The organism is Membranihabitans maritimus (assembly GCF_021729145.1).
In the GTDB taxonomy this organism is placed as follows: Bacteria; Bacteroidota; Bacteroidia; order Chitinophagales; family Saprospiraceae; genus Membranihabitans; species Membranihabitans maritimus.
Genome location: NZ_JAJSLW010000002.1, coordinates 1 through 17,556, shown reverse-complemented (window position 1 = coordinate 17,556; position 17,556 = coordinate 1). Strand labels below are relative to the sequence as shown.

General features: G+C 41.8%; 4 protein-coding genes. 2 read left to right on the top strand and 2 right to left on the bottom strand.

The features are described 5' to 3' along the window. Window positions 1-38: 38 nt before the first annotated feature. Window positions 39-1,148: an efflux RND transporter periplasmic adaptor subunit gene (locus tag LVD47_RS02010; RefSeq protein WP_236973850.1), complete on the bottom strand. Its 1,110-nt coding sequence runs from the start codon at window positions 1,146-1,148 to the stop codon at window positions 39-41. A 1,266-nt stretch (window positions 1,149-2,414) separates the two neighbouring features. Between LVD47_RS02010 and LVD47_RS02005 the strand changes: the two genes are divergently transcribed. Then, window positions 2,415-3,059, top strand: a complete 645-nt coding sequence (locus LVD47_RS02005; protein WP_236973849.1) for a response regulator transcription factor — start codon at window positions 2,415-2,417, stop codon at window positions 3,057-3,059. Here the strand turns inward: LVD47_RS02005 and LVD47_RS02000 are convergent. Next, window positions 3,047-6,088 (bottom strand): sensor histidine kinase, encoded by a 3,042-nt coding sequence (locus LVD47_RS02000; RefSeq protein ID WP_236973848.1) that lies wholly within the window; start codon window positions 6,086-6,088, stop codon window positions 3,047-3,049. The genes LVD47_RS02005 and LVD47_RS02000 overlap by 13 nt on opposite strands. Window positions 6,089-6,373: 285 nt before the next feature. Here LVD47_RS02000 and LVD47_RS01995 point away from each other — a divergent pair. After that, window positions 6,374-17,556 (top strand): DUF8202 domain-containing protein (locus LVD47_RS01995; RefSeq protein WP_236973847.1); only part of this gene is annotated, 11,183 nt, incomplete at its 3' end.

The following is a 17,556-nucleotide window of genomic DNA, read 5'->3' as shown; positions in this document are numbered from 1 at the left end:
GCATACTTTTTCCTGGAAACATGACGATATCAATCGTTTTATTCTGCATACCTTTCTGGATTTTGGGTTTCGGACGGACCATCAAATTTGCCCTGAATAGCTACTTTCATTCCACTTTCAAGATCCTGAAGCCCGGATGTGGCCACAGAATCCCCATTTGCGAGACCGGAAACGACTTCTACATAGCCGGGCTTCCGTCTTCCCAATTGAATTTCAGTTCTTTCTACTTCATTTTTATTTAATTTAAAAACATATTGCTTGTGGCCTTCCTGTATAGCAGATCTTTCAGGAATGGTCGGTGATGCGGCTTTTTCAAGGGCGAGTTGGATATACAAGAGCATACCGGGTTTAAGCATTTGATTTATATTCGGTATTTGGGCTCGTACTTTTACAGCCCGGGAAGTAGGATCTACGCGGGTATCGACTTCTTTGATGGAGCCGGAAAATGATTCATCCCGGTACGCTTGTGAACGCGCTTTCACAGGTAATCCCCGCTTCAATTGCCCGAGGTATATTTCAGGAACTGTAAAGTCGACATGAATAGTATTCAGATCATCTATCGTAGTGATAAGGTTTTGAGGTGAAACCAAGGCCCCTTCATTAATATTTCGCAGACCGAGTACCCCGTCAAACGGGGCCCGGATAATCCTATCGGATATCTGCGCCTGATATTGCTGTATCTGTTGTTCGGCTAATGCTTTTTGGGTATTTCTTGCATCCAAAGCAGATACAGCGGCGGCTCCATTTTTCACAAGACCGGTTAATCGTTTTATCTCCCTTTCTTGTTCCATGAGATTGGTCCGGGCGCTCTCCAATAATGCATTCTCTTCAGCGCTTCTCAATACTACGATAACATCCCCTTTCTTTACGGCCTGTCCATCTGTGAAATATATTGAATCAATGACTTCCGTGACATTGGAGGTGATGTCGGCAGACCGGTGCGCAAAGGTGGTTCCCACGGCTTCTACAAAGTCGGCGAACTCAGTGCTTATCACCTGGGATATTTTTATTGGAATTACTTTTTGTGTACTGGGGGGAGCTTCTTTTTCAGTATTACACGAGAAGGAAAGAAAAGCACATGTAATTAGTATCAAAGGATAAATGGTTCCAAGGGGAAGGGTCCTTTTTTCGCAATATAATGATTTCACTTGTGTGTATAGTTTAGGATCAGTAATCGCAATTTAATCATAAATCTGTTTACTGTGTCGGATTTCACATTTATTTAGGATTTGGGGACGGTCGATGGAAGCCATAAAATATTGGTGCGTACCCTCATCTGTTTACGGATAGAAGATCGGATTTACATAATTTAGCATAATTGGGAAGATTGATAACCCAGGAAAATCCCATGGAATTGTATCGTTTTCCATGTATAGACTTTATTGCGACTTAAATCAACCTGGTCAATACCATAATCTATGTATTGTATGCCATTATTTAGGGGCAATTAATGATATATAAAGCAAAATGTAATGAAATTGTCAAGAAGAGCCAAATTGAATGTTTGCTTTTTAGAATCGTTATTTTCGGAAAAATGTATGGATAAATCCAAATCGATCGGATGATATAACAGGCTTTTATAAACCTGTAAATATCCAATGACTATTTATCCCTGTTGAAACAAAAAAGGGACCACCTCAATATGGGATCAGGGGTAATGGTCAATTTATAGGCATCTCAAAAAATATTATAATTTCTCCCATCCATTTTATATTCCCCATATACCTTAGTTCCATCAGGCCATTAACAAGCATACCCACATTAATGTCCCTAAAAGTAATTGCGACATTTCCGGAAGAGGTCCTATTGGGGGAATGCATGGGTGTAAAAGAGTTCGAACAAGGTTAAGGGTATTAATGGTAAGAAGAGTATGTTCCGGGAAGATCGGATGGAAAAAGACTCCATGGAAATGTTTGCAGGCTTAGAATGCAAAAGTTCCGGGAAGTAAGATAAACTACACACATGTTCCTCGGGGATATGATGTGTAAAATTGTGTTTATCATATGCTGTCCAAATTAGATCTTTCATTCTTTTTTATAATCAGGATGAAAGGTCCCAATGCAACTATGTAAATGGCGAATCCTGAATGGGCTTTTTACGCGTTAAATAGAAAAATATTCCGGTCACCAATATTACCTTTTTTGTATCCTGTTAATTTTCAAATAAGGAAGTGTAATACACGGTCTGTAGTTGCTTAAGTGTTTAATTTGCCTCTGTTTTTTTAATTAGTCTTTTTGTTCTGTTCTTTGAATAATTAAAAATCTGAATGTATATTTGTTTATGTTATAACTATCAATCAAACTTTGATCTTTTATGGATTCATGATTTATAATGTAGCTAATTATCCTGGAAGAATTACTTATATACCCTAAATAAAGTAAAGTTTTGTTTATATGAAGTAATTACACCTTTAAATGAAAACACAAATTTTAGTGATCGACGATCACAGTATTGTACGGCTGGGGATAAAGTATTTGTCGTGGAAAACTCTTAATGCCGAAACCTACGAAGCTGAAAATCTTTCCGAGGCGAGAAAAATATTACAGACCAGGCCTATAGATTTAATTATCCTTGATATTGGTTTGCCGGACTGGGAAGGTGTGAAAGTAATTAAAGACTTAAAAAAAATCAAACCCCGGGCCCGGGTGTTAGTTTGTTCGGCGCATAGTGAGACTGTTTACTCATTGCGTTGTATAGATGCAGGGGCTGATGGATATATGCAGAAATCAGTTAACCAGGAGGATACCTGTAAAGCTATTCTTTCTGTCTTGAATGGCCGTCAATATATCAGTGAGAAAATGCGCGACCATATAATGGAATCGCGATTAAGTCAGGGAAATATTTATGCAGAAAAAAATCCACTTAGCCTGTTGACAGACCGGGAAATGGAGGTTTGTGAACTCCTTAGAAAAGGGTTGAGAATAAGTGAGATAGCAGATCAAATGAAATTACACACCTCGACAGTAAGTACCTATAAAACCAAGATTTTTGAAAAGCTGAAGGTAACAAATGTTAATTTATTAGTAGACAAATTACGACTCTACGATTATTTCGTATAACTTTCTCTACTAAAGAATAAGGAAGTTATGGTTCCTTTCGCAATTTGACTTCTAACGGTAAACTTGCAGTCGAGAATTGTGGTTATATATTGGACTAACTGAAGGCCCAAACCACTTTCTACTACCGTTACCGGAGCCCCGGAATTAATGGCTTCTACTTGTTGGGGATCCATACCGGTACCGGTATCAGCAATACAGATATATATACCTTCTTTTTTTATATTTAGATACACGTTTATTATTCCCGAAGAACAGTTATTATTGGCGTTATCTATCAAATTATGGACTACAACGGTCAAAAGATCCGGATTGGTGTATAATTTATATTCCGGGTCAATGGAATTGACTAATTGATTTTGCTTTTCATTAGCAAGTGGTGTAAAAAACTCAATACGCTTTTGTATGAAATCATATAGCGTTATAGTTTTTAATTCAGGATTTCTATTGGACAGGTTTAAATTCGTTTGGCTTGTTAACTTCTTTACATATTGGTACACTTGTAATACCGATAAGTAAGTGGTTTGCACATAGTTTGAAAGAGGGTGATTCTCTTCTTTTAATTCTCCGGAAATAGTATTCAGGGATTGAACTACAAAGGTTAATGGACTATTGATATCATGAGAGATGGCAGCAGATAAATGTTGCAATAAATTAGTTTGTTTTATGAGGCTACTTTCTGATTTTTCCAGTTCGGATACAGATTCCTTCAGTGATCGGGTCTGACTATTGACCTTTTGTTGTAGTAGCAAGTTTTTTACGCGTACTCTTCGGGATCGCCACATATTAAATATCCAGAAACTTACTATGATTGCTAAAAGGCATAATACAAAAAATGACCAAGTTTCATAGAAAAAAGGGGGGACAGCAATAAAAATATTTGCGTAATTATATCTCTGTGGCTCAAAAATATTGGTCTGGCGAATAGCTATTTGGTGTGTGCCGGAGCGCAAATCGTTCAGGAATATGGCTTCATTTTCCAGTGGAAACCATTGTGAATCATCTGTATTTTCGTGATTTATTTTATATTCCAGGTTTAGATTGTAGAGATTTCCAAAAAATGCTGTGGCAATATCAATTTTGATTTGTTTAAAACCGTGTTCCACAACCATGGTATCAGACAGGCTTTTTGAATTACCATCTACTATAAAATTGTCAAAAATAATTTTTTGGTCAGGTACTTCCGGGGAGATTTCTTCCGGTCGAAACCATACAACCCCGTTCATGGATGGGAAAGAAAAATAACCATTCCCGGTTTTTACGGCGCAAGGTTGGCAACCCCCATTAAATTCATTGGTGTTAAATCCTGAGGCTTTATCATAATATAGGTAATGAGGTACTGCAGTAGTATCGGACGTGTAATCCAGAAGTTGTTGTTTTTTTACCTGGAACAAACCGTTGTTAGTACTGATCCAAAAAAAACCAGAATTGTCCTCAAGAATACAATGGGAAGACCTGAGATGTCCATACCTATCTATAGGAAATTGTATTGATTTATTTTTTGTATGAAGAAAAAACCCATCATTATACGTTGTGACCCATAAATTACCTGTATTATCCTGATATATGCTTCTAATTGATTTTTTTGTAAGTCCAGGCAGGCTATCAACCTTCCCTGAAGGAATATGTAGTCTTAGCACACCGGCCTGGAGTGTTCCAACCAGCATGGTGTCTACTGCAGATTGGTGGATACAGACTATTTCATTATCCGTCTTATGGAGAAGGCGAAATGTATCCCTTTCCGGTTGATAAGCAAATACTCTTCCTGAATATGTTCCCAACCAAATTTCTCCATTCCTACCTTCGTGAATACAACTAATAGGATCAGGCATTTCTCGGTAAAAAACTATTTTGTCAAGGTCAGGATTGAACTTGTACAGAGACTTCCAGGAACTGGTAGTCCAAAAGAACCCTTTACTATCGCGTAGCATGGTACGCCTATCCTGTGTAGCTTCTTTTATTTGAGGGTGAATTTCGACCATGCCGGTATCTGAAAAAATATAGCCCTGGCTAGTAAGTACCTTATCATTGCCGTATGGTGCCTGCCCGTAGAACATATGTTCTTCCAAGAGGTTTCCGCCACTCATAGTCCTGAATTTTTTTCGGGTTAGTACAAACAGCCCGTTCGTTTTTGATCCCAGGAAGATCCTTTTGTTTATTTTGTCATAATGAGCAGAAAAAATGTTTTGGGTGTCAAAATCAAATTCGTCAAGAATTAGAGTAGTTTGTAGTACTTTATTGTTCTTCGAGAATGCAACAGTATAGAAAGAACGATCCACATACATAAATACTTCTCCAGTTGCAATATTCCAGAATAGCTTTACTTTTTCCAGATCTTTACGATCTTTTATTAGATCTCCCTGAATGGTTAGTTTTTTGATTGTTCCGTCCAACTCGAACTGATAACCCTGACCTATAGAAGTAAGGTGAAATAGTTCCTGGTCCAAAAGGAAAAATCGGAAAAAATCATTATGAGAGAAGGCTATTCGGGATTGGATTTTATGGGTATGATCGTAATGATAAATACTATCATAAGAAATTATGAAATTACCCCCATTCCTGGCATCTATTTGATACTTTTCAAATCCAAGCTGTGGGTAATAAGGCGGAAGACCTATTGCGTAGCGGGGAACTTGATCAATTTCGGGAATTTCATCCAGGTGTGCAAGGGTAGAGTCTATATGCCATGGGCGTCCACGTATCAAAGGGAATTTTTCAGCTAAACTGCTTAATGCAGATAAACGTTTTGATTGATAGTCATAGCTTAAATAGGCAATCCTTTTGGAATTTAGTCCAAATTCATCGGTGTTGTATACTTTAAAGGAACGTCCGTCATACCGGACCGGACCCCCTTCCGTAGCCAGCCAAATAAATCCATACTCATCAACTCCAATTCCATTAATACTATTTTGTGGAAGACCATGTTCATCAGTAAAATGTTCTATGTTGTATAGTAATGAATCTGTTAATGATAAACCGTTTACCTGAAAAAAAAATAATAAAACTATTGAGTTGATAATAACTTGTTTCATGATCTAACACTGTGCGTTCGAGGTGTAAACTATCTAAAACAACTAAAATAGGAAATAGTAAAATGTTGGTATTGCATAGTAAAATTACTATTAAAAAATTCAATTTTTCCTAAAATCCATATAAGGGGTAAATTTTAACTTAGTAAAAAATTTGCTGTTTAGCACATGCTTATATATAGTGATTTTTGTTTATGTGTGTTTTAATTGGAAATTAAAATTACAATAAAATCCCATATGCAATGTATTAAAGAGCAATAACCTTGGATAAATAATACCGGCGAAAATATGAGAAAAATTTACAACCCAACCCCCCTCTTTTCAATAGTATTTCTTTTTACAATGCTGAGTTCATCTTTTGGACAGGCACCCGGAGGGGTATCTGCCGACTTGCGAGTTTGGTTGAAAGCGGATGACGGGTTTTCGCCAGGTAGTTGGACGGATCATTCGGGTGCGGGAAATAACTATACCCAAACTAATATGTCCAGGCAGCCTTTTTCTGTAGCGGCTAATGCAGAGACCAATTTCAATCCGACAATTGACTTTGGTGGTTCGGGAGCAGATGCCAGATTTATGGTAGTGCCTGATGGCGCTCCATATACAGCAGATGGGCTGAATAATTCAATGTTTTTGACATTGTTGAAGAAAGAAGAAACCACAGCTTTTAGGGATTATTTAGGGTTTGGAAATACGACTACAGGCACAGGTTTAACAAATGCAAATAATCCTGTATTTGCAAACCATGCTGCAAATGCAATGCGTCTATATCCATATTTAAGGGCTGACCCGGATCAAGTGTTTGAAGCTGATGGAACGCATCATCTAGTTGATGTATCCTATACTGTGGGAGTAGCACCTATTAAATACGGACTGGACGGTCTCGACGGTGAGAGAAACGATGATGTTACTTCTGGAAATTCCCAAACGGCAAGTGGTTCGATATTGGGTTCACAGCCGGAGATAGCTGAAGCATTAATGCAGGAGGTTATAGCCTATGAAAGAGATCTTTCACCCCTTGAGAAGCAAAGAGTACGCTCTTACCTCGCTATTAAATATGGGATGACATTAGCCAATGACTCTGAGCTATATGACTATGTCAGTGCAGCAGGTACTAATGTATGGTCGGGTATAACAATTAATTCCGATAATCATAATAATGTGTTTGGTATTGCCAGAGATAATTCCTCCGCACTACACCAAAAACAATCAAAAAGTGTCAATCCTAACCAAAAATTGGTGATTGGGCATGGAAGTTCACTCTTTGATTCCAATGCGGCCAATACCAATGACCTTGTCGATGGCCAATTCCTGATGGTAGGAGATAACGGACATAGGCAGGGATTGCAAACACCTCTGGTATATACAGCAGGTGGAAATGGGGAAACCAATTTTCGCTTTGGCGCTATTTGGAAAGCGCAGAACACGGGAGGTGTAGGAACAGTAACCGTGGCCTGGCCGGCAGGCATAGATAATTTGTACCTGGTACGATCATCGGATAGTACGTTTGATAATACGGATAATTTTACCGCAATGGCCACGGAAGTGACGATAAACGGTGTTGACTATAATACTGCTACCGTAACTATAAATGACGGAGAGTATTTTACTTTGGCCGGCTATATGGAAGGCCCCGGAGGTGTCATAGCAGCTGCATGGTATCGCGCAGATGCGGTAGAGACTATGTTCTCAGATGCGGGAATGACTACTGTTTTAGATGGAGAAAATGTACACCAGTGGAATGACTTCAATGGAACCGGATATGACTTGTTGCAAACCGGCTCCAGTGACCAACCGGTATTTTCCGATACCGCAACCTTGGCTAATTTCAACCCGACCATGACCTTTAGCGGTAGCCAGTGGATGGAATTTGCCCCTGATGCCGGGGTCAATGTGATAGACCGGGCAACGGGAAGTCTTTTTGCGGCCGGATATGTCAATACAGTAACGGGTAATGGGTTTTTTGGGTTTGACGGCTCGATGGACTTTCCGGGACTTCATACTTATAATGATGATCATTTATTATTCTTTACATTCGGGGGACCCGGATACCAGGGACTCAGTGATGACCCAATGATGGATGCGTCTTACTTTACTTCCGGAGGAACCTGGGAAAATGACGGAGGAAATGCCGGATACCTGGAAGCAACGGTCTCTTTAGACGGTATAAGAACGACCTATTCTGCCAATGAGTTAAATAACGTAAATCTGGGTGATCCCTATCGAGAATTGAGAATAGGCCAGGATAATAATTTTGGTGCGTTTAACGGACAACTCAATGAGGCTATCGTATTTGAATCGGCGCTGGATTCTAATGATATGGATCGGGTAGAGACCTACCTGGCCATTAAATACGGAACCACCTTTGCAGATGGTACGAGGGATTACAAGAGTTCGGATTTAACTTCTATGTGGGATGCTGCTGCAAATGCGGGGTATCATCACAATATTGCCGGTATTGCCCATGACGTAGGGGGCGCCCTGAATCAAAAGCAGTCCTGGAGCACGAATGAAGGACAACAGGTATTAATCTCTACAACCGGGCTGTCCAATACCAATGCAGACAATGGCACCGAACTCACAGATGGACATTATCTGGTTTGGGGGGATAACGATTCAACAAAAGCACCGGTAGAACTTATCAGTGGAATTGCTGGGGTTAATTATCATTTTGGTTCCATATGGAAGATTCAAAATACGGGAAGTACACAAACCGTACGGATAGCCTGGCCCAACATTTATCAAAACCTCACATTGCTTCAAAGTAATGATGAGGTGTTTGACGGGTCGGACGTAGCTACTCCTATGACGAATACACAAATCATTAATGGCGTAGAATACGCGTATGCAGAAGTGTCATCGGCTAGTGGGTATTTTACATTTGCTGCTTCCCTGACCGCTCCGGGAGGTGTGGTGGACGGAATATTAATGTGGCACAAAGCCGACGATGGGGTAACCACTGCCGGGCGAAAAGATTCCTGGATGGATATTTCCGGAAATGAGAGAGATGTATTTCAGCCAAATGATACAGCTTATCAGCCATTGCTCATAACGGATGCTGCATACGCCGCAGATGATAAAAATTATAATTTCAACTTTAACCCGTTCTATTATTTTGACGGGACCAACGACTTTTTCTATAACGAGGACGAAGTGTATTTCCCTTCTGATGATAGCCCCGGTTCCGTGTATGGTGTGATGCTTAATTCGGAAAGCGGAGGGTTTCGAACGGCCTATGGTTGGGGGGATGACGATCCTAATTTTTTAAGGTCTACCGATGTTTACTACGTTACGAGGAATAATGGTACAGCTATTAATGAGAATGTCGGGGCCAGTACCCGCCCGGCCCATATCGGTGGAATGAACTGGCAGGGAGCTACGAATGGTGTTTATTTAAATGTAAATGGCCAGGTTTACGCTAATGAATCGACGAATATCGGGTCTCTTCAAACGGCGGTCAATTTTGCCATAGGTTCGGAAGGGGTTGACCTGAATGGCAATGGAAACGAAGTACACCAGGGTGGCTTGTCAGAGGTATTTGCTTATAGTGTGGATCATCAGAATTCTACTGGAGATGAATTGCAGCGGATCAATTCCTACCTGGCGATTAAATATGGTATTACCTTATCCAGCGAGGATGGCAGCGGAGTGCCAAGTTATTTAAGCAGTAACTCCACCGTAGTGTGGGACTCTACCACGAATGAAACAAATAATAATAACATCTTTGGTATAGCATATGATGCGCTTTCCGGATTACATCAGAAGCAGAGTAGAAGTGTGAATGCCGGACAAGAATTGATTATCGGAGCGGGCTCTTCACTGGCCAATACCAATGCAGAAAACGCCAACGCGCTTGTGGACAGTCAGTTTTTAATAGTGGGGGATAATGGGTTAAAGCAAATCCTGAATGAACCCCTGGCGTATACGGGCGGAAGTAACGGGGAAGTTAATTTCAGATTTGAATCGATCTGGAAAGCGCAGAATACCGGGGGTGTAGGAGATGTGACGGTGGCCTGGCCTGCGGGGATTGTGAATTTGTACCTCGTACAATCTCCGGATTCTACCTTTGATGGCAGCGACAGTTTTACACCAATGACCAATGTGGTTACAATAAACGGCATTGATTACAATACCGCAACCGTTACCATAAATGATGGAGAATACTTTACCCTTGCGGGATTTCAATACGCTCCGGGAGGTGTGATTTCAGCAGCCTGGTATAGAGCAGATGCGGATACTACACTATTTTCAGATGCGGGTTCTACCAATGCAGTTGATTCTGCTACAATACAGCAATGGAATGAGTTCAATAATAAACCATATCCATTGTCCCAGTCTACAGATACTTATCGTCCGCATTTTTCAAATGTTACAACATTAGTGAATTTCAACCCTACCGTAACCTATACGGGAGGACAGAAATGGGTGCAATATTCACCATTGGTTAGTGATGGATATATCATTGACCGAAGTATTGGAGCACTTTTCTCTGCCGGAAATACAACCAGTACAGCACCATTCATTGGTTTTGGAGCATCCGGATCCGGAAATGCTATGGATGATCCAGGCTTGTATAATTTTACAAACAGTAATTTTTTGTTTTATCCGGTTATTGGAGAATACGACCCGCAAAGTACATATACTATTAATGGTCCTTATATCGGAGGCGGGACCTGGGAGAATGGAGCCGGCGTAAGTGGCAACAATTTAGTAGATATCACCCTTGACGGTTTCCACCAGACGTATGATACCAACATCTCAAACGTCAATACGGCTACAGATCGAAATGCCCTGATGGTAGGAAAAGCGGATGCCGGGTATCAATTAGACGGTCAGCAAAATGAGATGATAGTATTCCCGAACAGGTTAACCGATGAAGAAGTCAGCAAGGTGGAATCGTACCTGGCTATTAAATATGGACATACTCTAAGTGTAGAACAGGATAGAAATTACCTGAGTTCTACAGGTGCAGTAGTTTGGGACGGATCGGATAGTGCTTTTTACAATAATGTATTTGGAATTGCAAGAGATAATATTTCTGCATTGTATCAAAAGCAGAGTACGAGCATAAATAGTGGACAAAAATTGATTATCGGATCAGGAAGTTCACTTGCCAATACCAATGCGGATAATGCTAATACTCTTACAGAGGGTCAGTTTTTAATAGTGGGGGACAATGGCCTGCAACAGGGACTTACCACTCCTTTGAGTTATACGGGAGGAGCAAATGGAGAAGTCAATACGCGCTTCGAGTCCATTTGGAAAGCCCAGAATACGGGTGGAGTTGGCGATGTAACGGTGGCCTGGCCGGTTGGAATATCAAATATGTATTTGGTACAGTCAGCAGATAGCACCTTTGACAATACCGATAGCTTTACCCCGATGACGAGTGAAGTAACCGTAAACGGTGTGGTGTACAACACCGCTACAGTTACCATTAATGACGGTGAGTATTTCACTTTTGCCGGGTATGCGCATGCTCCAGGAGGTGTACTTAGGGCCTTAAGCTACTGGTACCGGGCGGATAAGGATGCGGATACTACGGGAATGGATGTGACTTCGTGGACCGATTTCTTTTCAGGCACGGTTTCTTCACAGATTTCTACTGCCCCACTCCCGTCTTACCAGGAAGGTTCGGAAGACTACTTTAATTTCAACCCCGGGATTAATTTTACGGACGACGAACAGATGTTGGGTAATATTGAAGTATCAACGTTGAGCAACGTAGACTTTGATATATTTACTTTTTCCCAGGAAGAAATGACAGGAACCCGTTATTTTAATGTGGGTAGGGACAATACCACTTTTAGCGGGACTAACTGGGATTCACCAGGGTTCTATGCTAATGGAAATATAGCCAGCAGGAATAATGCAGGAGGAGGAACCGTCATTGACAATCCTGGCAATATAAATTTTGATCCGGATATTCCGAGCATTATGTATCATACCTTTACAGATACTGAAATGAGTAAAGGGTTGAATGGAGATGCGACTGGAGCTATAACGGCATTGAGTTCCAGAGGACAAATGACAGGAGGCCATATATTTGGATCCAATAGGGGAACAAATCCTCCGGGTGGCGATGATTTTGGTTTTGTGGGACATATCGGTGAGACGATTATTTACGGAGGAGATTCTCTGACTACGACGGAAAGAAGAAGAGTAGATTCTTACCTGGCTATTAAGTACGGGATAACGCTGGCCAGGGTAGAATCCGAACACTACCTTGCGTCTACGGAAGCCGATTCTGTTTTAGTGTGGGATGGTACGGAAAATACTGTTTTTAACAATAATATTTTTGGAATGGCCCGGTCAGATATCGCCGGGTTTGAGCAGAAAGTATCGAAAAGTGTTAATTCAGGGACTATTTTAACAATAGCCAAAGACAATGATTTTGAAACCAATAACCTGGATACTTCAAGAACTTCATTGCCTTCAAACGAGGGATACTTATTATTTGGAGATAATAACGATGCGTCAACTATTCCATATACGCCAACGGAAATAGGAGACTGCGGAGAACTCTTGGGTGCCGAAACCGGAATTATGCTGATACCGAGGGAATGGTTGGTGCAGCGAACAAATATGATAGGTGGTACCTACCTGCAAGCGGATTTATCGTTATACGCCAGTGAAATCAATTCCAATATTTCAATGTTTGTAGCGGATGATGAAAACTTTACTCAAAATGTAAAAATGATTCCCGGTGTGCAGTCAAATGGAGAATGGGTTTTTGCTTACAACTTTGATGGCGATAACGAAAACAGATATATCACCTTTGGGGGGACGTATGAAGCCACTCCGTGTGAACAATGTATCGGAAGTACTTATACGTTGAGAACAGGCCACGAATGGAATGATAACACCACTCCATGGGAGAACCAGGTCAATAATGAAAAATTAGATATTTTAGTAGGTGTTGATGCTGAAGGGGATTCACTATATGCCAATATGTATGCGGATTATAGTGAAGATCTTACCATTGAATACTGGCCTGAGCGGAATCCACGGCGATATGGAGGAAGATGGACCCGTGCACGAAGATACGACAATACTTCAGCACAATCATACCATAGAATAGGATTGAGCCAACCCATGAAAGCCAGTTTCCAGATCTCTAACATCAATACTTATCAGGATAATAAAAATAATTTTGAAGTTGTAGGATATTGCAACGGCACTCAGATAATCCCGAGATTGACATATGCATATAATACTTCTTATCATACTTTTGAAATCAATGGAAATGTTGCAGAGGCTACACTTTCATGGCGAGGTTTTACGCCCAATGTATCTACAGCCAATGTACGCTTTGATCGCGCTGTTGATAGTATTGTAATCATATGTTCGGTAGACCGTGTAAATACAAGAAATACCCTTCGAAGCGCATTGTATAGCGATATAACGCTGGAGTGTGCAGAAGTATTCGAACCAACACCGGATAATATATATGTGTCCCATAGCTTTACCCAAAGTACACTCGCTACGTGTGGTGGGGAAACGACAATGAGAATAAAAGTAACAAATAACAATATTTGTGAAGATAAAACCATTGACCTGCACCAGTTACTCCCATCCGGATTGGAATACGTGCCGGGATCATTTAACGGCACACAACTTCCCGGAGGAGATATTGGTGGGGCTAGTCTTAATTATAGTGGAAGCAACTTCGACCTTACTAATTTGACATTGCCCCAGGGTGAGCACTGGATGTATATAGACGTGGCTAACCCGGAAGTAGCCGGAACCTACCCTACGGACATTACATTCGAAGTGACCAATGGGGTAGATCCTATGAATACTTACCAATCTTCTGTAGTTGATTTGAACTACTATGAAGGAGCTCCGGTTCCGCCTGCTCCAACACTCGCACTTAGTGTAAAAGAAGTGGAAGACGGCAGTATAAGCTGCGGACAAAATAATATGGTAATAACCTATCGGATGGAAATTAATAATACCGATAGTAATCCTATTACCGGCGCTGAAATTTATCAGGCATTCGATTATGACCAGGTCATTGATTCCGTAATCTTCGTGACAGGAGAGGATGAAGATGGTGTAATATCAGGAAATTATCCACCTGATGGCAATGCAATGCCGATTGAACCTGAAGGAAGTACGGTTTTCAATTTGGTTGATGCTACGATACCTGTAGGTGTGAGCTATATTGATGTAGTGGTTAACGTGGGTAACTCTTATGATATCCAGGAAGTGGATTCATTAGGCCTGTCCTCGATCTTCCTGGTAGGAGTGGATGCTAACGGAGAATGTGCGGAAAGCGAAGAAGCCCGTTCTAATGAAGTGATTTTACCTGCCTGTACGGATGGACCTTTGGCAATGAATGATACGATACAAACGACAGAGGATACTCCGGTAGACATTGTGGTACTGGAGAACGATACGCCCGGACTTAATCCGATCGACACATCAAGTGTGGCCGTAGTGCAGGTGCCGGTGAATGGTTCGACAATAGTGAACCCTGATGGCACAATAGAATATACACCGGACATGGGATTTGTGGGAACAGACTCTTTAGTTTATGGAGTATGTGATACGGCAAATGTATGCGATACGGCATTTGTATCCATTACGGTGCTTCCGTCCCAGGATACATTAATGGAAGTGAGTACACCAATGGATATTGCAGTAGTTGTTTGTGCAGATACGTCCGGCGTACCGGGTACGGTAACAAGTGTAGAATCATGTGACCCTGCAAACGGGAGTGTCGTAGTAGATGGATTGACCGGGTGCATTGAGTACACGCCGGATCCGGGCTATATAGGTACGGATATGACGTGCATCATACTATGCGATGATTTAGGAAATTGTGATACTACCATCGTGCCTATTGTGGTGACCCCGTTAACTGATACCCTAGCTGAGATGGACGTAGCTATCGGATTTATGGTAAATAAAGTTGGCACTACAGGGAACAGCAACAAAACCTTGTTTGTTGTTGACATGGTTTATATTAATCCTGCGGATAGCGGAGCCTCTTATGAATTGGAAGAAGATGTGGAGATTAATTTACCGACCGGAGTTACTGTAGTATCCGGCGGAGAACAAGGTTATAATTTGAATGAGAGTGTATGGGCCTCAACACCAACATGGTCGACAACTTCGAATTCGATAACTCTTGAATCGGGATTATCAATAAATGATGCTACTAATTCTACACGGGGAACGAATGCTTATATTTGGATAGAAGTGGAAGTCACAAGTGAGAGTACAGCTAACCTTGATGCAAATTCTTTTTCTTTTACTGATGGTACCAATACACTGACGAATAGTACTGCAGATACTGCAACAGTTACACTTGAATTTACAGAAAATCCTGATGCTGATAATACAGGCTGCATGCCTCTTGACATCGGTATTTTGCTGGATGATACGGGGAGTTTGACGGTGTCAGAGCGGGAAGAGATAGCGGAGGGAATCGAAGGAATGATAGACAGTCTTATAGCATACTATAACTATACCGGTAATCCTTACAGGGTGAAAATAGGTACATTTAATATTGGTTATGAAGATTTGCTTCCTTTGACGGAGATTACCCCGGCAAATAAGGCTTCAATCATGGATGTTTTGGAGACCAATTGTCCCGGGGGAGACTGTTGGGACTATGAAAATACGGGTACGAATTGGCATGCAGGGCTCAGTGGGTTTGATCATAGTGGTTTGGATCTTATGTTCTTTTTTACGGACGGAACACCTAATAGTCCTGAACAAGTTAGCCTGGTTGCAGGTTCGGATTTGGATATGGTGGAAAATTTGGAATTGGCCTATGATGCCGCCCAGGCAATAAAATCATCAGGGGTGCATCTTTTTACGGTAGCCAACGATGAAGAGAGCTATTTTACATCGTCTTTGGACCCTTTTCCCGCAACCCCTATTGGACAATTTTGGTTACGGGCTTTGGTAAATGGTGAAGAATCCGAAGTATATGCCGGAGATGTAAGAAGTGAAGATTATTTTATAGGCTCTTTTGCGGAGGTGGGTGATTTCTTTAGCTCTGTTGCTACTGAATTTTGTGAAATTCTTCCTTCGGATACGATAGCAATGGTTACGCCGCAAGATAGCACGGTAGTAATATGTGCGGATACGACGGGTTTACCGGGCACGGTAGCGAGTGTAGAATCATGTGATCCGGAAAACGGCACAGCTGCAGTAGACGGCTTGACGGGTTGTATAGAGTACACGCCGGATATGGGTTACGTTGGAATGGATACAACGTGTATCATCGTATGTGATGATTTAGGGAATTGCGATACGACGATTGTCCCGATTATCGTATATCCGCCACAAGATACGGTAGAAGATGTGACGGTGCCACAAGATAGCACGGTAGTGGTTTGTGCGGATACGACGGGTTTACCGGGTTCGGTAGCGAGTGTAGAATCATGCGATCCGGAAAACGGTACGGCTGCAGTAGACGGTTTGACGGGCTGTATAGAGTACACACCGAATATGGGTTATACAGGCACGGATACGACGTGCATCATAGTATGCGATGATTTAGGAAATTGCGATACGACGATTGTACCGATTATCGTGTACCCGCCACAGGATACCTTACCGGAGACCAGCACGCCGATGGATAGTACGGTAGTGGTTTGTGCGGATACGACGGGCTTACCGGGTACGGTATTGAGCGTAGAATCGTGCGATCCGGAAAACGGTACGGCAGCAGTAGACGGCTTGACGGGCTGTATAGAATATACTCCGACAACTGGATATATAGGCACGGATACGACGTGTATCATCGTATGTGATGATTTAGGGAATTGCGATACTACGATCGTACCGATTATTGTTTTACCACCGCAAGATACAATCCCTGAAGTAAGTACCCCAGTAGATAGTTCAGCAGTAATTTGTGCGGATACGACGGGTTTACCGGGTTCGTTAGCGAGTGTAGAATCATGCGATCCGGAAAACGGCACGGCTGCAGTAGACGGTTTGACGGGTTGTATTGAGTACACACCGAATATGGGTTATACAGGTACGGATACGACGTGTATAATAGTATGCGATGATTTAGGGAATTGCGATACGACGATTGTACCGATTATCGTATATCCTCCACAAGATACGGTAGAAGACGTGACGGTACCGCAAGACAGCACGGTAGTGATCTGTGCGGATACGACGGGCTTACCGGGTACGGTATCGAGCGTAGAATCGTGCGATCCTGATAACGGTACAGCAGCAGTAGACGGTTTGACGGGTTGTATCGAATACACACCGAATATGGGTTATACAGGCACGGATACGACGTGCATCATAGTATGCGATGATTTAGGAAATTGCGATACGACGATTGTACCGATTATCGTGTACCCGCCACAGGATACATTGGAAGATGTGAGTGTGCCGATGGATAGCACGGTAGTGGTTTGTGCGGATACGACGGGCTTACCGGGTACGGTATCGAGCGTAGAATCGTGCGATCCGGAAAACGGTACGGCAGCAGT

What these genes read in the sequence shown, in the direction of transcription:
- LVD47_RS02005 (WP_236973849.1), top strand. Translation starts at nt 2,415, where the DNA reads ATGAAAACACAAATTTTAGTGATCGACGATCACAGTATTGTACGGCTG.
- LVD47_RS02000 (WP_236973848.1), bottom strand. Translation starts at nt 6,088, where the DNA reads ATGAAACAAGTTATTATCAACTCAATAGTTTTATTATTTTTTTTTCAG.